This is a genomic window from Pseudarthrobacter sp. S6, assembly GCF_050156575.1.
GTDB lineage: Bacteria > Actinomycetota > Actinomycetes > Actinomycetales > Micrococcaceae > Arthrobacter.
This window is the reverse complement of sequence record NZ_CP189581.1, coordinates 1,586,948-1,608,195: the sequence shown is the minus strand read 5'-3', so window position 1 is coordinate 1,608,195 and position 21,248 is coordinate 1,586,948. Positions and strand designations below refer to the sequence as shown.

General features: G+C 61.9%; 14 protein-coding genes and 2 pseudogenes. 7 read left to right on the top strand and 9 right to left on the bottom strand.

The features are described from left to right. Nucleotides 1–674: 674 nt before the first annotated feature. The gene (locus ACQCS0_RS07780) at nt 675–1,862 is read right to left on the bottom strand and encodes an amidohydrolase (protein WP_354156013.1); all 1,188 of its coding nucleotides are present in this window, start codon (nt 1,860–1,862) and stop codon (nt 675–677) included. A 1,054-nt stretch (nt 1,863–2,916) separates the two neighbouring features. Here ACQCS0_RS07780 and ACQCS0_RS07775 point away from each other — a divergent pair. Next, nucleotides 2,917–3,405: a hypothetical protein gene (locus tag ACQCS0_RS07775; RefSeq protein ID WP_354156014.1), complete on the top strand. Its 489-nt coding sequence runs from the start codon at nt 2,917–2,919 to the stop codon at nt 3,403–3,405. Between the two features lie 143 nt (nt 3,406–3,548). Here ACQCS0_RS07775 and ACQCS0_RS07770 read toward each other — a convergent pair. Both ACQCS0_RS07770 and ACQCS0_RS07765 read right to left on the bottom strand, forming a co-directional pair. Further along, a pseudogene (locus tag ACQCS0_RS07770) lies at nt 3,549–4,733 on the bottom strand (acetyl-CoA C-acyltransferase). Nucleotides 4,734–4,837: 104 nt separating this feature from the next. Beyond that, complete coding sequence (locus tag ACQCS0_RS07765; RefSeq protein WP_354156015.1) at nt 4,838–5,941, bottom strand: 3-hydroxyacyl-CoA dehydrogenase NAD-binding domain-containing protein; 1,104 nt, start codon at nt 5,939–5,941, stop codon at nt 4,838–4,840. A gap of 214 nt (nt 5,942–6,155) precedes the next feature. Here ACQCS0_RS07765 and ACQCS0_RS07760 point away from each other — a divergent pair, with 214 nt between their 5' ends. Beyond that, entirely contained in the window at nt 6,156–6,284 is a 129-nt protein-coding gene (locus tag ACQCS0_RS07760; RefSeq protein ID WP_426940175.1) for a hypothetical protein, read from the top strand. Nucleotides 6,285–6,458: 174 nt separating this feature from the next. On the opposite strand, the gene ACQCS0_RS07755 is transcribed toward ACQCS0_RS07760, so the two are convergent. From ACQCS0_RS07755 to ACQCS0_RS07740, 4 genes are read right to left on the bottom strand one after another with little or no spacing between them, the layout of a single operon-like run. Beyond that, the gene (locus tag ACQCS0_RS07755) at nt 6,459–6,842 is read right to left on the bottom strand and encodes an aldehyde dehydrogenase family protein (RefSeq protein ID WP_354156016.1); all 384 of its coding nucleotides are present in this window, start codon (nt 6,840–6,842) and stop codon (nt 6,459–6,461) included. Continuing rightward, nucleotides 6,839–8,041 (bottom strand): acyl-CoA dehydrogenase family protein, encoded by a 1,203-nt coding sequence (locus ACQCS0_RS07750; RefSeq protein ID WP_354156017.1) that lies wholly within the window; start codon nt 8,039–8,041, stop codon nt 6,839–6,841. The genes ACQCS0_RS07755 and ACQCS0_RS07750 overlap by 4 nt, the downstream gene beginning before the upstream one ends. Further along, a complete protein-coding gene (locus tag ACQCS0_RS07745; RefSeq protein ID WP_354156018.1) occupies nt 8,038–9,285 on the bottom strand; it encodes a CoA transferase in 1,248 nt (415 codons plus the stop codon). Before ACQCS0_RS07745 ends, ACQCS0_RS07750 begins: the two co-directional genes overlap by 4 nt. Nucleotides 9,286–9,319: 34 nt before the next feature. Next, nucleotides 9,320–10,678, bottom strand: a complete 1,359-nt coding sequence (locus ACQCS0_RS07740) for an aminotransferase class III-fold pyridoxal phosphate-dependent enzyme (protein ID WP_354156019.1) — start codon at nt 10,676–10,678, stop codon at nt 9,320–9,322. A 124-nt stretch (nt 10,679–10,802) separates the two neighbouring features. On the opposite strand from ACQCS0_RS07740, the gene ACQCS0_RS07735 reads away from it, so the two are divergent. The 5 genes from ACQCS0_RS07735 (at nt 10,803) to ACQCS0_RS07715 (ending at nt 17,865) form a co-directional block, all read left to right on the top strand. Next, the gene (locus ACQCS0_RS07735; RefSeq protein WP_354156020.1) at nt 10,803–12,242 is read left to right on the top strand and encodes a PucR family transcriptional regulator; all 1,440 of its coding nucleotides are present in this window, start codon (nt 10,803–10,805) and stop codon (nt 12,240–12,242) included. A gap of 335 nt (nt 12,243–12,577) precedes the next feature. Continuing rightward, on the top strand, nt 12,578–13,729 hold the full coding sequence (locus ACQCS0_RS07730) for an alcohol dehydrogenase catalytic domain-containing protein (RefSeq protein ID WP_354156021.1): 1,152 nt from the start codon (nt 12,578–12,580) through the stop codon (nt 13,727–13,729). Between the two features lie 34 nt (nt 13,730–13,763). Further along, nucleotides 13,764–15,251, top strand: coding sequence for an NAD(P)/FAD-dependent oxidoreductase (locus tag ACQCS0_RS07725; RefSeq protein WP_354156022.1), 1,488 nt, complete (start codon nt 13,764–13,766; stop codon nt 15,249–15,251). Next, the gene (locus ACQCS0_RS07720) at nt 15,248–16,201 is read left to right on the top strand and encodes an alpha/beta hydrolase (protein WP_354156023.1); all 954 of its coding nucleotides are present in this window, start codon (nt 15,248–15,250) and stop codon (nt 16,199–16,201) included. Before ACQCS0_RS07725 ends, ACQCS0_RS07720 begins: the two co-directional genes overlap by 4 nt. A 152-nt stretch (nt 16,202–16,353) precedes the next feature. Next, on the top strand, nt 16,354–17,865 hold the full coding sequence (locus ACQCS0_RS07715) for an NAD-dependent succinate-semialdehyde dehydrogenase (RefSeq protein WP_426940174.1): 1,512 nt from the start codon (nt 16,354–16,356) through the stop codon (nt 17,863–17,865). A 1,536-nt stretch (nt 17,866–19,401) separates the two neighbouring features. On the opposite strand, the gene ACQCS0_RS07710 is transcribed toward ACQCS0_RS07715, so the two are convergent. After that, nucleotides 19,402–19,755: a MaoC/PaaZ C-terminal domain-containing protein gene (locus ACQCS0_RS07710; RefSeq protein ID WP_354156025.1), complete on the bottom strand. Its 354-nt coding sequence runs from the start codon at nt 19,753–19,755 to the stop codon at nt 19,402–19,404. Nucleotides 19,756–20,797: 1,042 nt separating this feature from the next. Then, nucleotides 20,798–21,122: pseudogene (locus ACQCS0_RS07705) on the bottom strand (integrase core domain-containing protein); the annotation flags it as partial. Between the last annotated feature and the right edge of the window lie 126 nt (nt 21,123–21,248).

The window sequence follows — 21,248 nt, the reverse complement described above, 5'->3', positions numbered from 1 at the left end:
GTTCGCCCACGCCTCTGGCATCGCCAAAGTTCTTAAAGAAGACCCACAATTCAGCAGAGAAGCGGATCCAGCAACTCGGGAGATGGCATAGACCTGAGTCCGGTGAACGATGAACCGCCGTCGACTTTGCCCAGGGGTAATTCGTCTCTGAACCAACCGCTGCCGGGGCTCAGACGTTGTCAACTTCTGGAAAGACCCGCAATGGCAGGTTCGACCCCCTCCACCTATTTAGGTCCGGACCCGTGCGACCGCTCCTTACCCGGCTCTTGGCCGTGGCCTTCCTTGAGTTCAGCGCAGGTCAAGCCCCCTCCGAAGGGCATCGTGGTCCTTTCGTCACCAACCTCTTGGCGCCCGCTTTGCATGTCCGGGACTTATATCGTCGAATCCCGCGCAGTATCTAAAGCACCAACTCCCGCTGGCCCCGGTCAGGGTCGATTGAATCTTGCCGACTGGGATGACGTCCTGAATGCTCTATCTAGCGCACCTGACCCCAGAGACAAAAGGCAGGCACGATGGGTGCCGTCGCAGGCCTGCTTTGAAGGCTGCCGGCATCACGTTCGAAGCGACGAGTATCAACCCCGAATCCAGCGTTCGACAAACACTACCGGTCAGCCGGACACCCGGGACATAGACTTTTCTCTCCTCGCGACTTAGTCCTGGTACTCATGGGGTACCTACGCGGTGGGTGTCTGGCGGCGGTATGCCGCTTTGAGAAAGCGTTCTCTTTCGGCGGGCGTCGTTGCTGCGCCGGCGATTGTCCAAGCCAAGGCGGTTGCTGCCTCGAACATCACGCTGTATGCCGCAGGGGAATCGGCAAATGCTGCGAACTCGTGAGAGTGGATTGGTACATTCGCCCCGGGGATGCTCAGCCAGGGATGGAGGGTGGGAATTACCTGGGAGACGTTGCCCATATCAGTTGACCCACCAATCATCCCAGCGGACGTCGACGTGTCCTTGCCGAACGTGAACATGGCGTCAGTCCAGTGTGCAGCCAGGGCGTTGTCTTGGAGTAACGGCTCATATGCGGGTTCTGTCGCCTCAATGATCAGCGTTGTTCCAGTGGCCACGGCGGCCCCTTCGAAACAGCCGCGGACGCGCTCAAGCAGGGCTTCATATTCCCTCAAAGTGAATGCCCGGCACTCAAACTCGACCACAGCCCGTTCTGGGATGATGTTCGTGGCGTGCCCCGCCTCAGCGACAAAGAGAGCTATTCGGTGGTCTCCAGGTATCTGCTGACGCAGTAACCCTACGGCGACTTGGCTCAGCACAGCTGCATCTGCAGCGTTTACGCCCAAGTGGGGGGCTGCTGCCGCATGGGCGGCCCTCCCAACGAACGTCGCCCTGTACCTGCCCATCGCCAGGGCGCTGGTACCTGCCGGGTCATAGGTCACCCCATCCTGGACAGGGTGAACCATCAGGGCGAGGCTGATCCCGTCAAACGCCCCACGTTCAAGAAGAAGCGCCTTGCCGCCACCGTTTTCCTCAGCAGGGGTTCCAATGGCCTTCAGTGTGATGCCGAGCTCATCTACATGCGATACCAGGGCAAGGGCAGCCGCGACTGACGCGCCAGCAATAAGGTTGTGCCCGCACGCATGTCCAATGTTTGGAAGCGCGTCGTATTCCACACAAAGTGCCACCTTCAAGGCACCGCTTCCGGCGGTAGCTGTAAAAGCTGTTGCAAGACCACCGGTGCCCCGCTCGACTGTGAAGCCGCCTTCAGCCAAGAGCCCCGCTGCCGCCGCCGACGAGCGGACCTCCTCGAAGGCCACCTCGGGGTTGGAATGAATTTCGTGGGCCATGACCTGAACCCGCGACTTCCACTCCCTGACGCCCTCTGCGAGGGCAGTGCGCAGGCTTGCCATAACGGTTACTGTGTCTCCTGGTTCCTTGAGTATCGCCCGCTTAGCAGGACATAAAACGAGTCGGCCCTGGCTGCCCCGGGACGTCCAATCATCCGACATCGAACTGACCTCGCTGAAGTGGCGACAATAGTCGTTCCTGAGCCTATACCGGTGAGGGCAGGACCACGGGGTCAGGCGTCAGGGGTGCTGCTCACCGGAGGACGCTGAGCGCTTGCAACTTGGTTAGGTGTCCCTGGCGCGAACCCGGGCCTCTAAAATTTGCACGCAGTCACTTCTGGGCTGGTCCGGGTCCATCTCAACCCTGCCTGAAAGGACTCTATCAAGAGCCCGGGAAAGCGAAGATCGCTGTTTCGGCGATCAGTACAGACAAAAGCGGAAGTCTTGACGAACTGTACGGTGACTCGCGTCTGGGGCTTCCCTACGATCATGGGACAGCCTGACTCTCCAAGCGGTATTCACGCTCAGGCCTCATTGTCAGGACCACGCCAAAAAAGGGGCATCCGTGCTGCAGCTTCAGGTGAACCGCTCGAACAGTTCGACTATCAACGCAAGAACAGGGCACCACGCGCCTTGTAGCGGCTGGTGGGGACCCGAGAGTGCTCCCTTGCTCGTCCGTTACCTGCAGCAAGGAGAAGTTATGCCACCGCTGCACGGCTCCCAGACTGTATGGACGCTCGTTCGGTCCGTACCAGCTTCGATAGAAGCGTACTCCCAAAGCACTTACTCCTGACGTTCAACGTCTTGCAGTTGCCCCTTCCGTTCACAAATTAGAGAAGAGAACAGCTCATGAAAAGCAGGATCCTCGTTCAGACCAAGAACACCTCCCGGCGCCTCGGGGCCCCCGAAGAAGCGGTTGGTACTTCCCCATCGGTTGGCGGTTTCCAGCAGTCCGGTTGGGTAGGCTCAGCACGTAAGCAGGACCACTCCGACCGGTGGCCAGTCGAATCGACGCACAGGGTCTCATACAGCAGTCAGAACCGACAGTAGAACTGTCCCGGACTCCAACTGCCTGCGGGACAGCGAGTATTCCCGCGGCTTGCAAGAGAAGTCTCAAATGCCGACCAGTTCGATTCTGCAGCAACAGAAACCGACGGTGTCGGTTCGCCGCTCTTATGGAGTGCTTGGAGAACCAGGCTTCAACACCTTGTCGCATGGCCGGAAGCTGGAATGGATCCCCGTAACCGGCAACCCCGCCCCGATGATCACTCCGGTCACGAGCATGCCTGCAGTTGGTGTTTCAGACGGATTAGGTGTTGTTCAGTCCTTCCGCGCATTCCAAGCCAGCCACGTAGTCGGTCAAATCTGGGTGTCCGAGCATCAGCAGAGCCAACGATGGACTGCATTGCCTGCCCAGGACCGCAGGGCTCAGATGCGATCCCAGGTTTGGAGGTGCGAAGCTGTGGAATGGATGGCGGTGATGTTTCACGAAGCGCCGCTCTTCAGCCAGTCGATGACGGTCTCCCATGGACTAGCAACAAAGCTCGTAGCCGAGATCTTTGCAGAAGTACTCCCGGCGGTCAGCGGCATCGGCCGACAACCATAGACCTGAACCGTCCGGCTTCTCTTCTTCGACGATGCCCCGGCGAACAACGCGCCCGTTGGAGCGGATCTCTACTATTTCGCCCACATGGTCCTGCCATTCTCCTGTTCGGCGGAGGTGTGTAGCGGCGTGCCACTGCTCGAACATCAGCGTTCCAGGAGCAGGACGACGCCCTGGCCCCCGCCTCCGCATAGTGCGACGGCGGCCCGACCCGTTTCGCGGCGGATGAGTTCGTGCACGGCAGTAACAACCAGCCGGGCTCCCGAAGCACCGATTGGGTGTCCGACGGCGACTGCGCCGCCGTTAATGTTTACCGGTCTTCGGACACGCCGAGCGAGTTTCCGGAATGCAACGTAACCGAGGCGAAGGCTTCATTGATCTCGATCAGGTCGAGTTCATCGGCTGTCCAGCCTTCGCGCGACAAGGCTGCGAGGATTGCTTTGGCGGGCTTGTCCGGCAAGGATGTGTCGGTTCCGGCGATTTGTCCGTGTGACCGCAGGACTGCAAGGACATTCCACCCATGCGTATGGGCTGTCTCTCGGGTGGTAAGCACAACGGCGGCGGCGCCATCGGTCAAAGGTGAGGCGTTGCTGCCGTCACCATCCCATCCGGGGGAGAACGGCAGACCGTAATCGGGCCAGCGACTCCTGTGAAGCATCGGGGCGGATTCCTTGATCCTCGGTAATTTCGAGGACGCCCTTTCGTGTGGGCACCTTCACCGGGACAATTTCCTCGGCCCACACTCCAGAGTTCTGCGCTGCGGCCGCCCGCAAGTGCGAGGTTACGGCGGCGGCATCCTGGGATGCCCGCGAAATGCCCAGCGCCAAGTTGGAGCGGTCAGTAGCCAGGCCCATGGCCTTGTGGTCGAAAGCATCTGTCAATCCGTCCCGGGCGGCTGCGTCCATCAGAGTGAGCGCTCCGTAAGCATTCCCGGTCCGCGTGCCTGCGACAAGGCGGGGGGCCTGGCTCATCGATTCCTGGCCGCCGGCGACCACGACGGCTGCGTCGCCAAGGCGCAGCATTTGGGCGGCTTCGATTATGGCCGACAGTCCCGAGAGGCACACTTTGTTCACTGTCACGGCGGGTGCGCTCAGTGGAATTCCCGCGGCGACTGCGCTCTGCCTGGCCGGGTTTTGTCCGGTGCCTGACTGGACAACTTAGCCCATGACGACGGCATCGACGGTAGCTGCCGAGACGACTGCCCGTGCAAGGGCACCAGCAATGGCCGCTGCGCCAGGTTCGACGGCGGAAAGTGATGCCAATTGGCCCAGCAGTCGTCCCTGAGCGGTGCGTGCTGCGCCGACTATAACGACATCCCTTGGATCGGGCAGTCGGAAGTTTGGTTCTGTTTGCACTGCAAGTACTCCCGGATCTTATTGGAGTCGGGCGAAATTACTTCGACTGGCCGTCCTTTGTTTTTGAACGGTAGTGCTGGTTACGTCTCAAGGAGGCGTGTCAGACCACCTGTCGGGAAGTTGGCGCCGAGAGTCATGCAGCGGTTGATGTCCTCCCAGGTTGCGACGACGCCCTCGTTTAGCAGGAGCTGGGCTTCTTGGGCCAGAGCGTGGCGGACGCGCAGCCGTACCCCTACGGGGTCCACCCCATGCGGCTCCGCCGACAGTATCAGCGCGGCGGGCGAAACCTTGCCGTTTTCGTCGAAGAAGCCCGGCAGCCCGGCTTTTACGACTGCAGTGAGAGAGGCTGACCGGTCGAAGCGGGCGGGATATGCGCGGTGCAGTGTGTCACAGATGTGCTGTTGCACTGTGGGGCCTATGAAGCCGATCAGCTCAAGGGGCGTCATCGGCAGATCCCACGGTGAGAGGGAACGGTCGACGGTGACGGCGTCACCCCCTCTATCGATTTCAGCCAGTATTTCGCTGAACAGGCGCGTGAGGAGTCGGTTCACGACGAAGCCGGGCGTGTCAGCTACAGGTACGGCAGTCTTGCCGAGAGCCCGGGCGAGGCTCCAAGCTGAGGCGAGAGCTGTTTCGGACGAGAGGGGGGTCCGGACCAACTCGACGAGCGGAAGGACAGCGACTGGATTGAAGAAGTGGAACCCAAGGACCCTTCCTGGGTGCTTGAGACCTCGTGCCATATCAGTGACGGAGAGCGAGGAAGTGTTGGTGAGCAGGAGGGCGTCCGGCCCGATGTGCTCCTCTAGCTGTCGGAATACACTCCGTTTAGTCCTTTGGTCCTCGAAGACCGCCTCGATCGCGGCGTCACACCCGCTGAACTTCGACGGATCAGTGGTGCCTCGGATTAGCCCGGCAATTTCGGCTGCCTCACCGGGTCGGAGCTTGCCTCTGGCCTCCTGCCGGTCAAGTTGTCCGCGCATTCGGTGGAGGGCTGCGGACACCCGATCGGTGGAAAGGTCGCTGATGAGGACTGGGATGCGGAGTTTGTCCGCGACCAGCAGGACGAGCTGGCTTGCCATGAGACCCGCGCCAACGACGCCGAAGGTTTGGATGATATTAGGCTGCCCCGCATTTGCGGCTAACACCGCTGCGGGGTCAGCCGTTTTTGAAAGAGTGTGAGACATCTGATCCTGCTTCCGTTCCTACCCGCGGAGGTAGACCGTTGTCGTGTGTTTATAGAGGTCCTTGGCCGCGCCGCCCTGCTCCTTAGGACCGAAGCTGCTGTTTTTTGATCCGCCACAGGGCACCTGCGGATCTGAACCCGCAGATTCCGAGTTGAGGTGAAGAATGTCTACATCGAGGACTTCGACAGCTTCCAATACTGTCGCGAGGCCTCGGGTGGAACAACGCTGCGGACTTGCCGAACTCGGACTCTTCGGCCATCCCGAATGCTTCCTCAGCGATCGCGGCCCGCCGGACCGCCAGGACGGGGCCGACGAGTTCTTCTCGCCGGACGAAGTTGGTTGAGCCAGCCTGACCAGCAGGAAGCGCGCGCACGTCGGTGCCATGAAGGCGCCGTGAGTACCGGCATAGGGATGCCCACTACGCCAAGCGGTTTACAGGTAACCAGGATGCGTTCGCCTCGTCGGGGCGAAGCGAAATGCTCTCCCGCCACGCGGTCACCTTCGGCAGCGAAGTAGCTCAGGATTTGGGCTGCACGCAGCACCTCCGCCTTCCCTCAGCGAGGGTCTTGCCTTCTTCGCGGGAAAGTTCGAGGCCAAGCGCGTCGGCTTCCGACTCCAGGGCTGCGGCGGCGCGGGACAGGACGGCGCCGCGTTCGTGGACTCGGGTCCGGCTCCAGGCCCGCTGGAAGCCCCGCGCTGCCATGACGGCCCTGTCGACATCGGCAAGGACGGCGATGCCGCCTTCGGCGACGATCTGCGCAGGGCGGCTGGGATTGACAAAGCTAAGGTGGCCGCCGTTGCCTGATACCCATTCTCCGTCTATGAGGAGCCGGAGCTGCACCGTCCCTTTGGCACCGGGGGCGGTGCCTGACATGGCCGGTGCATCAACGGCGGCACTCACCGAAAGGCTCCTATGCCCGTTAGCTTCTGGCCAAGGATGAGGGTGTGTACCTCGTCGGTGCCCTCGTAGGTACGAACGGACTCGAGGTTGTTCGCGTGGCGAAGGGGCGAGTATTCGAGGGTTATCCCATTGCCGCCAAGGATTGTGCGTGCTTCGCGACAGATTTCGATCGCTTCGCGGCAGTTGTTCAATTTGCCCACGCTGATCTGATGGTTTTGCAGCTTGCCGGCATCTTTAAGTCGGCCCAGGTGTAGTGCGAGAAGAAAGCCTTTGTTGATCTCTAGCGCCATGTTCACGAGTTTCTGCTGAGTCAACTGATAGCCAGCCAACGGCCGGTCGAACTGCATCCGATTTTTGGAATAGTCCAGGGCGTCTTCGAAGGCGTCACGTGCGGCTCCCATGGTTCCCCAGGCAATGCCATAACGTGCCTCATTGAGGCAGGTGAAAGGCCCGCGGAGGCCAGTGACGTTTGGCAGGACCGCGTCGGCCGGAAGACGCACATCATCCAGAGTGATTTCACACTGGACAGATGCACGCATTGACAGCTTGGGCTCGATCGGTGTGGCGGTGAAGCCTGGAGTTTTGGTTGGTATGACGAAGCCGCGTACGCCAGTGTCCGTCTGGGCCCAGATCACTGCCACCTGTGCCACGTTGGCGAGCCCGATCCAACGCTTTCCGCCGGTCAAAATCCAGTCCGTGCCGTCTCGGCGGGCATAGGTTGCCATGGCGGAAGGGTCCGAACCGGCGGTAGGTTCGGTGAGACCGAAACATCCGATGGCCGTGCCGGCTGCCATCTGTGGAAGCCACTCCTGCTTCTGCTCCTCAGAGCCGTGCTTAGAGATGGCAGACATGGCCAGAGACCCCTGGACCGAGACGAAGGTACGTATGCCTGAGTCACCGGCCTCGAGTTCAGCAGCGGCGAGCCCGTAGTCCACCGCCGTTCCGCCAGCGCAGCCGTAGCCCTTCAAGTGCATGCCCAGCAGGCCAAGTTTGGCTAGGTCGGGGACGATTTCCAGGGGGAACCGCGCTTCTTCGTACCACGTGGCGATGTTCGGTTTGATTTCGTCCCGAACGTAGGTCCGGACCCGGTCCCGTAATGCGGTTTCCTCGGCCGTGAGGAGAGTGTCGAAGGAGATCAGGTCCGAGGGGTCGGGTGCAGCAGCGGCCTCGACGTCGGCGGAACTAGGGGCAAGAGTCATGAGGTGGTCCCTCCTGGGCATAAGCGATTTTGGGAATGGGCGGAGCTTTGAGGGGTGTCGGTAAACGTCTTGCTTTGGGGGTGGTGCCGCAGCCAGTCCAGCACCTCCCCGGTATGCTCACCGAGGGCGGGTGGGGCTTGGGTGCGCGGTGGCAGCGCAGGCGTCCAGGTGATCGGATGGCGGATTTGGCGGCCGGTAACGCTTCCGTCCTTGTCATGGACTTGAATGGTCGGTTCCAAACCCAGTGACTGGGCGTATGCGATGCCTTCACCTATGCCAGCGACGCGGCCTGCCGGGACTCCCACGGAAACCAGCTGGTCCTGCCATTCCGTCGCTCCAGCGCCCGCGAGCCCGGCTTCCAACAGTTGGACCAGTTCCCGCCGGTGCTTTACCCGGGCTGAATTGGTGATAAACCGCGGATCCGCCGCCAGCTCCGGATTGCCGATAGCGCGGCAGAGCCTGGCGAACTGTGAGTCATTACCCACAGCAACGGCCAGCGGGTCATCACGTGTGGCAAGAAGCTGGTACGGGACGATGGAAGGGTGGTCGTTGCCCAGTCGCGTAGGAGTAACACCGGCGCCGAGGTACGCCTGGCCTTGGTTGGCAAGGGCGCCCTGCAGGCTTGAGAGGAGATTGACCTCAATCCGTCTTCCACGGCCTGTGGAATTACGCTCTGTAAGGGCGGCGAGGATGCCGATCGTGGCATCTTTCGCTGTCAGTACATCGACCAGTGCCACACCTACTTTGTAGGCGTCGCCCTGCGGGTCCCCGGTAATACTCATCAGTCCCCCCACGGCTTGAACTATGAAGTCGTACCCAGGCAAATCGCGTCCGCCTTCGGAGCCGAAACCCGAAATCGATGCGTACACCAGGCCGGGGTTCTCCTCGGCCAATGATTCATATCCGAGGCCCAGTTGGGCGAGCCCGCCGGGTTTGAAGTTCTCCACCAAGACGTCGGCGCGGCGTGCCAGTTCCCGGGCAAGCTCCAGGTCCTCGGGGTCTGTCAGGTCAAGGGTGACGGATTCCTTATTCCGATTAACGCTTTCGAAGTAGGTCGCGCCTGTCTTGGAGGAAGGTGGCGCCCATTCCCGCGTGTCATCCCCGATTCCGGGCCGCTCCACCTTGATGACCCGGGCACCGAGATCAGCCAGGGTCATGGTCGCGAGCGGACCGGCAAGCACGCGGGAGAAGTCGGCGACGACAATCCCCTCAAGTGGCGCGCCGGATTCCGCTCCCGACCTCATAACTGATCCCGCCCGGTCCACCTTCCCCGGTAAGTCATGACAGTGCCGACCGAATGGATGCCTCCAGTACCGCCAGGCCCTCGTCAAGGACGTCGGCTTCGATGACGAGAGGAGGCAGCAGCCGGATGATATTTCCGTTGGTCCCGCAGGTAAGAGTTAGGACACCATGGGCATTGGCTGCCTTCGCTGCTGTGGTGGCGAGGTCTTTGCGGGGTCCGGAGGCGTCGCTGAACTCGATCGCCATCATCGCACCCCTGCCGCGAACGTCCGCGACACCGTCTAATTTGACGAGCGGCTCCAGACGACGCCGCACCGCGGTTTCGATGGCAACGGCGTTCCGCAAGAGGGCGCCGTCTTCAAGGAGCTCGAACACGGCCAGAGCGGCTTCACAGGCTACGGGGTTGCCAGCGTACGTTCCGCCAAGGCCACCGATATGGACAGCGTTCATGAGCTCAGCGCGGCCGGTAGCGGCCGAAAGCGGCAGGCCGCCGCCGAGTGCCTTAGCGGTCAGGGTGATGTCGCCGGCAATTCCTTCGTGCTCGGATGCGAACAGCGTGCCGGTCCGGCCCATGCCTGCCTGGATCTCGTCGATGACCAGAACGATGCCGTGGCGGGTAGCGATTTCACGAAGACCTTGAAGGAACCCGGGAGCCTGAACAATAAAGCCGCCCTCGCCCTGGATCGGTTCGATGACCATGGCTGCGAAGGTTTCCGCACCGTTTTCGGCGAGAAGCGCCTCGATCTGCTCAAGTGCCTTACCCGGTCCGTCAGGAGAGGTGTGCGCTGGGGCGGTCGGTCCGCGGAAAACTGAGCCCGGCAGGGGTCCGAAGTTGAGCCGGTATGGGTTTTCCTTTGCCGTCATCGCCATCGTGAGCTGGGTGCGCCCGTGGTAGGCCTCGTCGAAGACGAGAATGTTGGGGCGTCGAGTAGCGGCTCGGGCCACTTTGATGGCGTTTTCAACCGCCTCAGCTCCGGTGGTGAACAGTGCGGTCCGCTTTTCGAAGTCGCCCGGGGTGTGTTCATTGAGCCACCGGCAGACCTCGACGAAGGACGCGTATTCGGTCACCATGAAGCAGGTATGGGTGAAGCGCTCCAGCTGGGCGGCGGCACGCTTGGCCACCTGCGGGTTCGCGGCACCAACACTCGTCACGGCAATGCCTGAGGCGAAGTCGATGAGATGGTTTCCGTCAACGTCTACGAGCAGCGCATCCTGCGCGTGGTCTATAAAAACGGGCATGACAATACCGAATGCGTCGGTGACGTGCTGGCGGCGTTCGGTCTCCAACTCGCGGGAACGCGGTCCCGGAAGTTCGGTGAGCAGGCGGCGTGCGGTGGCCTTAACGCTGGCCGGATCGGTGGCCTGGTTTGCGGCGAGTTCTGATGTGACAGTCATAGGTCCTCCTGGTGTGGTGAAATCCACCATAGGGACAGTCCGATGACGTGTCCTTGGACAATACATCCAAAGATATTTCCGGTTCGGTCTAAGCGTACAAAAACCGGTCATTTATGATTTACCCATGATCACCCTCGCAAGGCTCGTCGAGGCCGCTAAGCGCGACCTCGCGCCCTACTGGCCGATACCGCTCCCCCGCGTGGAACTCACGGGCGTGCACGTCTCCGAGCTGGAGGATCCGACGATGTTCCTCTACGGCGGCGAGCTTCTCCTCACCGTCGGGTTGCAGCTCACCGACCTGGACGGAGACGCACGTCAAGAGGCCGCCAAAAACTATGTGCAGCGGCTGGTGGACGGTCGTGTCGCTGCCTTGGGTCTTGGCCTGGGCTCAGGCCATGCCATGGTGCCGGACGAGCTCCGGGCAGCTTGCGTTGAATCCGGCCTTCCGCTTTTGACCATTCCCCGGGAGTCTCCCTTCCTGGCCGTCTCGCGCGCTTACTGGGAACTTGTCAGGCAAGGCGGCGAAGCTGAACTCACTGCTCTTTTGGGGCTTCAGGTCGCGTTGACGCGGGCGGCCGCACAGGATAACGCGGAGCCGGAGATCGTCCGCGAATTGTCGCGCGCCCTGGGAACCTGGGTGGCCTACCTGCCCGAAGGTGACGGGACCCCATCGTCCGCCGCCAGCGGTGCAGAACTTCCGCCGGGACTGCTGGTCGAACTCACACGGGAATCTGCCATCCTGCGGAACGCCCGCCGAGGGGCCACCGGCAATATTCAACTGGCATCCGGTGTTGCTTCGCTCTACCCGGTATCTGACGGTCCGGCCGCTTCCGGGTATCTTGCGTTGGGTAGAAGCGGGCAACTGGCTGCCGCCGAGCGGCATTTGTTCCTCACCGCATCCACGCTCCTGGCCGCCAGAGCAGCCGGGCAACGCCGCGCCGCGGCAGAGCGCCGACGGGCTGAGGGCATGCTCGCGGCGCTGGTCCTGGAAGGACATGACGACGCAGCGCGGCTCCTTGCTAAGCAGATGGACTCCGATCCGCTACCGGAAACAGCATTCGTCGCGGTCCTGCCCGATATCGAACATCTGGCTGCCCAGCCCGCTCTGTCCGGGTTGGTACTCGAACGTTCCGGTGTCACGTTTGTGCTGCAGTCTGCGTCGAGCCCCTATCCAAGGCTGCCAAAAGGTGTCCGCGGTGCATGGGGTGGCCCGATGCCTCTACGGCGCCTCCACGAAATTGGAGCACAGGTGGCCGAGGCCGCTGCCTCGGCCCCCGCAGGACAGCTGATACGCGTTGGTCACGGCCTCGACCTGCCGGCAGATGAATGGGTGGATGAACTAACCTCCCACACCGGTCAGCTCCTTGAAACGGTCCGCGCCTACCTGGCCCATCGCGGTCAATGGGAGGCCGCCGGCCGCGAGCTCGGAGTACACCGGAACTCAGTCCGCTACCGAATCGCCCAAGCTAAGGAACTGTTGGGGGTTGACCTGGATGACCCCGACGTGGCAGCCCAACTCTGGCTCGCCCTCAGAGGCCGCTCTCAGGCATCGCCCAAAGACTAGCGCGCATATCCAGCGTACTGGACGGATGAAACCGTTTGCCAAGCAGATCCACGCCCCTGATGCCAATCCCTTTCCGCCTTCGGCAACCTGTGCCAAACGCCGCGCAAACCGCGTCCGCCGGTCCGGCCCTTTGACGTTTCGTACAAAGAGAAGTGCAAATATTGACCTTCCGCACCGTGACGTGAAGTCCCAGCCTGCCTACTCTCAATGGACAGTCCGTCGTGGAGGAACGATGAGGACAACCGAGTCAGCGCGCATGTGTTGCCCAGCGCCGCAGCTCCCTCCCAAACAAGCCTCCCCCTGCACAGCTCCACCGCACCACTGAGAGGACAATCGTGACGATCGTAGATACGAACTCCATAACAAAGACGACCACCACCAGGACCATACGCGGGGCGGTACTTGAGGCCATCGGGGCAGAGCGGCCCTACGCTGATACCCGTCCCATCCATGTGGAAAACCTTGAACTCGAAGGACCAGGCAAGGGCGAGATCCTAGTCCGCATCGAGGCAGCGGGCGTATGCCACTCCGACCTTTCCGTGGTCAACGGCAACCGGCCGCGGCCGGTCCCGATGCTGCTCGGTCATGAGGCAGCCGGCATTGTGGAGGAACTGGGCGAGGGTGTCAACGACATCTCCCTGGGCCAGCGCGTCGTCATGACTTTCCTTCCCCGCTGCGGTGAATGTGCAGGATGCAACTCCAACGGCAAAACGCCATGCGCGCAGGGCAGTGCTTCCAATACAGAAGGAACGCTGCTGGGCGGCAACCGCAGACTCTCCCGCGAGGGTCAGACCGTCCAACACCACCTCGGAGTCTCCGCATTCGCCACCTATGCAGTGGTCTCACGCCGTTCCGTGGTGCCCGTGGGCGCGGACGTTCCGGCGCACATAGCCGCTTTGCTCGGGTGCGCACTGCTCACCGGAGGAGGAGCTATCCTCAACGTCGCCAAGCCCGCACCTTCCACCCGGGTAGCCATCGTCGGTCTCGGCGGAGTAGGCATGGCGGCACTCATCACGGCCATCGCCACCGGAGTCGAACACGTCGTCGGTATCGATACCTTGCCGGCAAAACTGGAAGCCGCGCGAAAGCTCGGAGCCACTGACGCCTTGACCTCCGCTGACGCCCTGGACCGCGGCGAAAAGTTCGACGCCGTCATCGAAGCGGCAGGACACCCGCGCGCTCTGGAAACAGCGGTCGCACTGACAAAGCCGGGCGGCATTACCGTCACCGTTGGACTGCCCGCACCCGGCCAATCAATCAACATCGACCCGCTGACCCTTACAGCGGAGGCACGCTCGATCGTGGGCAGCTACCTCGGCTCGGCGGTTCCGGAACATGACATCCCGATCTACGAACAGCTCTGGCGATCCGGCCAGCTGGCCGTTGAAGGCCTGGTCTCAGACACCATCCCGCTGGAAGAGATCAACCGCGCCATGGACACGCTCGACGGCGGCCACGCACTGCGCCAAATAATTACCTTTCCCTGAACACCCACATTTCCAGCTCCGAAGAGAGAACATCATGACCTCCACAAATGACCACATTTACAGCGCGATCATCATCGGCGCCGGCTTCGGCGGCCTAGGCCAGGGAGCCCAGTTCGTCCAGGAAGGCATCGACGACTTCCTGATCCTCGAGCGCGGCAACGATGTTGGAGGCGTATGGCGCGAGAACACCTATCCCGGCGCCGCATGCGACACCCAGGCGCTTGTGTACTGCTACAGCTACTTCCTGAACCTCAAGGTTTCCCGCATGTTTGCCGGCCAGGAGGAACTCCAGGGCTACCTCCGTTCCATGGTTGAGGAATTCGGGCTCCGTAAGCACATCCACTTCGGCCAGAACATCACCACGACTGAATGGGACCAGGACCGCCGCCTCTGGACCGTGCACACCGCCGATGGCTCGGAGTTCCTGACTCGTTCCGTGGTGGCTGCCTGGGGCCAGCTGAACGAACCGAACATCCCCAACTTCCCCGGCACCGAAACATTCGAAGGCGCGGCCTTCCACTCCTCCAAGTGGCGGCACGACCTTGACCTGACCGGCACGCGCGTCGCGTCCATCGGCTCCGCCGCAACTGCAGTTCAGTACGTGCCCGAGGTCGCCAAGATCGCATCGAACCTGACCGTATTCCAGCGCTCAGCCAACTACATCCTCCCCCGTGACCAGTACATCTTCACGGAGGAAGAGAGCGCCCGCTTCCAGGAAAACCCGGACACCTACCGTCAACTGCGTCAGGAAATCCACGAATTCCGCGAAGCCGGATTCGAACGCACCCGCCGCCACACCGCAGCTTCCGAGGAAGGAGTCGAGCTGGCCCGCCAGCACCTCGAGACCCAGGTGTCTGACCCTGAACTGCGGGCCAAGCTCACTCCCGACTACGACTTCGGCTGCAAGCGGATCCTACGGAGCGATGATTTCTACCCCGCACTGACCCGCGAGAACGTAGAACTCGTGACAGAGGCAATTACAGAAATCACTCCCCGTGGCCTCCGCACCGCTGACGGCGTCGAGCACGAGTTTGATGTCATTATCTACGCCACCGGGTTTAAGAGCCACGCCTTCATGGGATCCATGCGCGTTTCAGGACGCGACGGAATCGGCCTCGACGAGCGCTGGGGCAACGCCCCCGAAGCCTACCTGGGCATCACCGTCGACAACTTCCCCAACCTCTTCCTGGTCTACGGGCCCAACACCAACCTCAACCACAACTCGGTGGTATCCATGCTGGAGGCCCAGCACCGCTACATCGCCCAGGCTGTGCAGTACATCGCAGCCGATGAATCAAGGTTCCTGGAAGTGGACCGCGCGGTAGTTGAGAAGTTCAACGCACACGTTCAGGAAGAACTCCAGAAGTCCGCTTTCTCCTCCGAATGCTCCTCCTGGTACAAGAACGAGGACGGCCGCGTTATCAACAACTGGTCCGGAACCGTCGAAGAATACCGGTCCCACACCCACGACCTCCAGCTCGAGGACTACCTGCAGCTGGCCGAATCCGGACCCGGAAAGTGACAAAAACCGACCGGTTCAGCGGGAGGCCCGTAGCGCCGGAGGCTGCAGAGCTGCTGCAGAAATTCCGTGCCTCCGGTGGACGCCCGTTTCACTCCTACTCCGTGAAGCATGTGCGCGAGCTCTACGAGAACGGTTGCGCGGCCAACGGCCTTAGCGGTGATCCGCTGGCGTCGGTCACTGACTTCAGCCTGGATGGTTTCAAGGTGCGGGTCTATGACCCCCGCACCGTTGCAGGCCCCACCCCCGTCGTGCTGTTTTTCCACGGCGGGGGGTGGGTCATGGGCAGCCTCTCAACTCATGACGGACTGTGCCGTCGCCTGGCCTCCCTCACGAATCTGCCGGTCATTGCTGTGGACTACCGGCTTGCCCCGGAGCACCCCTACCCGGCTGCGATTGACGACAGCCGCATGGCGATGCACTGGTTGTTCGACGCCGGCAACGAGCACGGCCTGGACGTAACCGAGGCTGTGCTCGTCGGTGATAGCGCGGGAGGACAATTGGCCGCAGTCCTGGCCAATGAGAACGCCACGACCACAGATCCCCTGCCTGTAGTGGCCCAGGTCCTCATGTACCCCATGGTGGATCTGACCATGTCCTCGCCCTCCTACAAACGCGTCACCGAGGGGTTCCCTCTAGTTGCTGACACCATCCGCTGGTTCGCTGACCACTACCTGCCAGAGGGCGTAGACCGCGCTGCACCGGATATCAGTCCTTCCCTAGCCCAGCTCCCCGCAGGGCTGCCACCCGCTTACGTGATCACTGTGGACAACGACCCGCTGGTTGACGAGGGGGCAAACTACGCCGCCGCCCTGGCCCGGGCAGGCACGGAGGTCCAGTACCAGCACCTCCCCGGGTACGCCCACGGCTTGTTCACCTCCGCGGGACGTATTCCCCGTGGAGAACAAACAGTCGACCACGTCGCTGCCTTTATCAGGGACCGCACTATCTAAATGAGATGGAGTACGTCCCGCCATCACAAGACCGAAGTGGCCAGTCGCGCTTCCGGCGCTTGAGCCCGTCGGGCTGATCAATCAAAGGACAGTGATAGCCCTCCACCCTAATGGTGGGTTATCACCGTCACTTACTTTCTTTAGGAATCTTCATGACTACTGCCCTCGTTGATCCGACTGCTGTCTCACGCCAGCGTGAGGCTGACCTCCTTGCCTCCGTCCCCACCGGCTTGTTGATCGGAGGTCGGTGGCGGGACGCGTCCGACGGCGGCACGTTCGATGTCCATGACCCCGCCACGGGGGAGGTGCTCGCTACCCTCGCCTCCGCCACGAGTGAGGACGCCGTCGCCGCGCTCGACGCGGCCGATAAGGTCCAAGCCTCCTGGGCACGCACTGCACCGCGTGAGCGCGCCGAGATCCTGCGCCGGGCCTTCGATCTGGTGACCGAGCGTGCCGAGGACTTCGCGCTGCTGATGACCTTGGAAATGGGCAAGCCGCTGGCCGAATCCCGCGGGGAAGTCGCTTACGGGGCGGAGTTCCTGCGCTGGTTCTCAGAGGAATCCGTCCGTGATTACGGCCGGTACCTCACCACCCCGGAGGGCAAGAACAAGATCCTGGTCCAGCACAAGCCGGTGGGCCCGTGCCTGCTCATCACGCCTTGGAACTTCCCGCTCGCCATGGCCACCCGCAAGGTAGCCCCTGCCATCGCCGCAGGATGCACCATGGTCCTGAAGCCGGCGAAGCTGACCCCGCTGACATCCCTGCTTTTTGCGCAAACCATGATGGAGGCCGGCTTGCCCGTCGGTGTCCTCAACGTAGTGTCTTCCTCGTCCGCCTCAGGGATCTCCGGACCGCTGCTGCAAGATTCGCGGCTGCGGAAGGTCTCCTTCACCGGCTCCACCCCCGTGGGCAAGCGACTGATGGCCAACGCCGCGCAGAACGTGCTGCGGACCTCGATGGAGCTCGGCGGTAACGCCCCGTTCATCGTGTTCGAAGACGCGGACCTGGACAAGGCCGTTGTAGGAGCCATGGCGGCGAAGATGCGGAACATGGGCGAGGCCTGCACCGCCGCCAACCGGTTCCTGGTTCAGGAGTCTGTGGCCCACGAGTTCACCGCCAAGTTCGCAGCAGCCATGGGCGCCCTTGCCACCGGCCGCGGCACCGAACCGACCACCCAGGTGGGTCCGCTGATCGACGCCGGCGCCCGCGACGACGTGCACGCGCTGGTGAGCGCCGCCATCGAGGCCGGCGCAACCGCACTCACCGGCGGTTCCCCGGCAGCTGGCCCCGGGTACTTCTACCCGCCCACCGTCCTGGCCAACGTGCCCAACGACGCCCAGATCCTCCGCCAGGAAATATTCGGCCCCGTCGCCCCCGTCACCACCTTCGCCACGGAAGAGGACGCCATTCGGCTGGCCAACGCGAGCGTATACGGCCTCGCGTCCTACCTCTACAGCCGCGACTTCAACCGCCTGCTGCGGGTGGCCGAGCAGATCGAATTCGGCATGGTCGGATTCAACGCCGGCGTCATCTCCAACGCCGCCGCCCCCTTCGGCGGCGTCAAACAATCAGGCCTCGGCCGCGAAGGCGGCTCCGAAGGCATCGCCGAATACACCACCACCCAATACATCGGCATCGCAGACCCCTACGCCGCAGGTAGCTGAGGCACCGATTACCAGGGCGGGACGCAGAATCTATGGCCGTGAACTACACGGACCGACACCACCGAACCTCACCACATCCATGAGCGATCTCCCTGGTCGCCGACCTCAAAGGACTCTTGATGAGAAACATTCTCTATCAGCAAGCACAGCGTAAGGAATGTGAAACAACGACGCGGCCACGGACTGGTGCCCATTCCCCTGCAGGCATGCCCGGCATGCTGGACCGAGGAGTTGCGCACCTGCTCCCCTGGCCGGCAAGCGCTACCGTCCGGACTGGGTCTGCATCCTCCAGCTTAGGGATGGATGCAGCCATGTCGCAGGACAGCTGTGAAGAGGGCTGCCACTACTGCAACGGACCGGAAACGGACTGAAATCTGGATAAGCCGGCACGCAACCCCCGCCAGACCGGGGCAGTTCAGGTGGGTGGGTCCTGCCCGCCCTGAAGGGCGAAACGTTTGAATCCTATGTTCTACACGACCGCAGCACTTGGGAACTACGAGGCCATGATGCCAGCCGCAAATCAGCACGTGCACCAGCACCAGGACGCCAGTGCCACAGCCGCAAGCGGTGACCCTGCGCCATTAAGCGGTTGGTGGCGGCCGGCCGACGACCCCATGCCATTTCGCTACATAGAGCAAGGGGAAACCGTGCCACAACTGGGCGAAACGCAGACCCACTGGACCCTTGTGTTTGACTTGGCACCCTCAGCGAGAGCCCACTTTGCCAAGCTGCGGCCTTGATGCGCTGAGAAGCCCAGACTGCCAGGTCCAGAAAACGCGACTACCTCCACTGGCTGGCCCAGCGGCCTCGAAGCAAACCAGCCGCCCTCCCCCTCAGCCCATCCGAAGGCAGGACAAGAACCCCAATAAGCAAAGAAATTGTAAGAAATCCGCAAACGGTCGTACCCGGATCCCAGCGATAAAAGCCGTTGCCAGCAACTCGCGATCCGCATCCCTTAATCGGGCTCACATTGTTGAATCAGCGCCCTTGAGCACACCGATAGCATCCGACAGCCCTGAACTTAGCCGCGGCGTTCGCCACAGCCTTCCGCGGAACTGCCACCGCGATGACCGCGACCCTCGTCCTAGGTGCCGGGTACGGCCTATGCCCCATGGTCAGGCTCCGGGAGGTCGAGCAAATCGCCGCACCGGGAGAACTGGGCGCCGCCATCGCCTTGTCCTATAGCCCTCGCCTGCTCCGGGTTGGCAGCGCCGTACCTGCTGGCTCTGATAGCCCCCACCACCGGCTACCCCAGGCCGTGCTCTTCACCGCAGCCGCGGCAGCTCTGACCTTGGCCGCCGTATGCCTGACAGGACGGAGAAGCCACCGACCCGTCCCGATCTGAACAACCCCTAACTCCCACCTGTATAGACCGCCGTAAGGGTAACGGCGTCCTGTGGCGGCTGGCGACCGCCGGATGGCCGCGGCACTTCCACTGCTGGCCGAATAACTGTGCAGAACAGTGGCTAATACTCGGTTCACTCTCCGGCCACGACGGCACAGTTAACGTGCCCGGTCGGCGCCGGAGAAGATTCATCATCGGCACGGTAGCCACCGTTCCTGATTCTGGTTCAGGATTTCAATGGCTGTGTGCACGAGCACGCGGTCAGGTTTGCCCCGGGAAGGCCGTGCCTGCACAGCAGTGCATCGGGAAAGAACGTCCCCGGGGCGCACCGGTGACATCCAGCGCAGCTCGTCGACTCCAGGCGATGCCAGGCTTGCCGCCTCGTTGAGGTAAAACCGGACCAGGATCCGCATCATGAGAGCCATCGTGTGCCAGCCGCTAGCAATCAGGCCCCCAAAGGGACCTCTCGCGGCAGCGGCAGTGTCTGTATGAAGGCCCTGCGGGTCGAACCGGTCCGCGAAATCCACAATCTCCTGACATAGCACGGTGCGCTCCTACGTGAAAGCCCGTCAAGAAGGCGCGCCGGCGCCAGTGGCCCGGTAACGCGCCCGGATGACCGACCCGGTGCTGCCACTGACGATGGCGTGCGGCTACGGCCTGGATACTGCCGCGTGCGAGGAACCGGCCCAAGACTTGAACCCACCGCTGATATGTAGGGGCCGGAAGGGCACCGTTCGGGAAATTCCCGTAGTCAGAGATCAGGCTTGGCAAAGTCGACGAAACCGCGTGATTAGCCGAGGCTATTCGTCGCAAAACGTGGGGTTTTCGTGGAGTGGGTTCAGAACTGGCTGAGAAAAGAGCCCTCCGTCCCAACGTTTCCGCAGGTCAGAAGGCTTTCTTTGTGGAGCTAAGGAGATTCGAACTCCTGACCTCTTCTCAGAGGACAGTGTATTTCATTGGTTGCCAAGGGCCTGCGTTGTGTCGCTATTCCGCGGAATTTAGGCATTTTTCGGCCGAGGGACAACCCCTGACATGTCAACGCTTTTCATTATTTCCGTGGGGTAAACGTGTGACGGACACGAGCCAGAACAGCTCGCCAGCGCAAGCGCTTGCTTCGATACTCGCGCGTGTCCGATTTGAGTAGTTGCGCCCCCGCTCAAAGTGTCCCGTTTCTAAAGGTCAGGACCGGGATGCAACCACGCAACCACTGGGTTTCGACACATAGTTATGAGAATCGCTGACTCGCAGCGGTTCCGCCGCTTGTCATGTACTACAAGGCGATTGCACGGAATGTCCGTACTTTTCTGCACGGCCACTACTTGTCCCTGAGGGGGAACCCTGAGCGGGATTATCGCGAGTGACGACGGAGCCTTCTTGAAGGCGGTCCTTCAGATGATGTCGAGTCTTGCAACTTCCAGATTCAGCTCCAGACAGCGTAGTTGGCCCTCTGTTCGAGACAAAGCAGCGGCCGTAGGGTTTACGGCAAAAGGTAGCTTCTATGGCTTCCTGGGAGAAAAGATACTCGCGTCCGCAGCAGCAGCATTGAGCTGCCGCGAGGATTTCGGACAGCGGAATTGATGGTTTCTTCTACGCTGCCAGGGCTGGCTGTTGATAACCATAGTGGACTTCGTTGGGCCGTCGGTAACCGAGCGCGGAGTGTCGGCGCCGACTGTTGTAAAACCCCTCGATGTAGCGAATGACGTCGCTGCGTGCTTGTGATTTGGACGCGTAAACGGTCCGGTAGACGCGCTCGTTCTTGAGCATCGAGAAGAACGATTCGGCCATGCTGTTGCCCCAGCACACGCCCGTGCGTCCCATCGATGAGCGCATGCCAAGGCCGGTCACCACGGCCCGAAACCCGGCCGAGGTATACACGCTGCCGCGGTCCGAATTAAACCGCATTCGGCTTAATTCCGATTATGCCGAGAAAATCGTTAAGCCGAGCTTGGGGAGTTTGCCCTTGTGGTTCGGGGGTTGCGTGCCTGTTCCTCGGCTTAATGTTTCCGCCTAACTTGTCTTGTATCCATGCTCCCAGCGG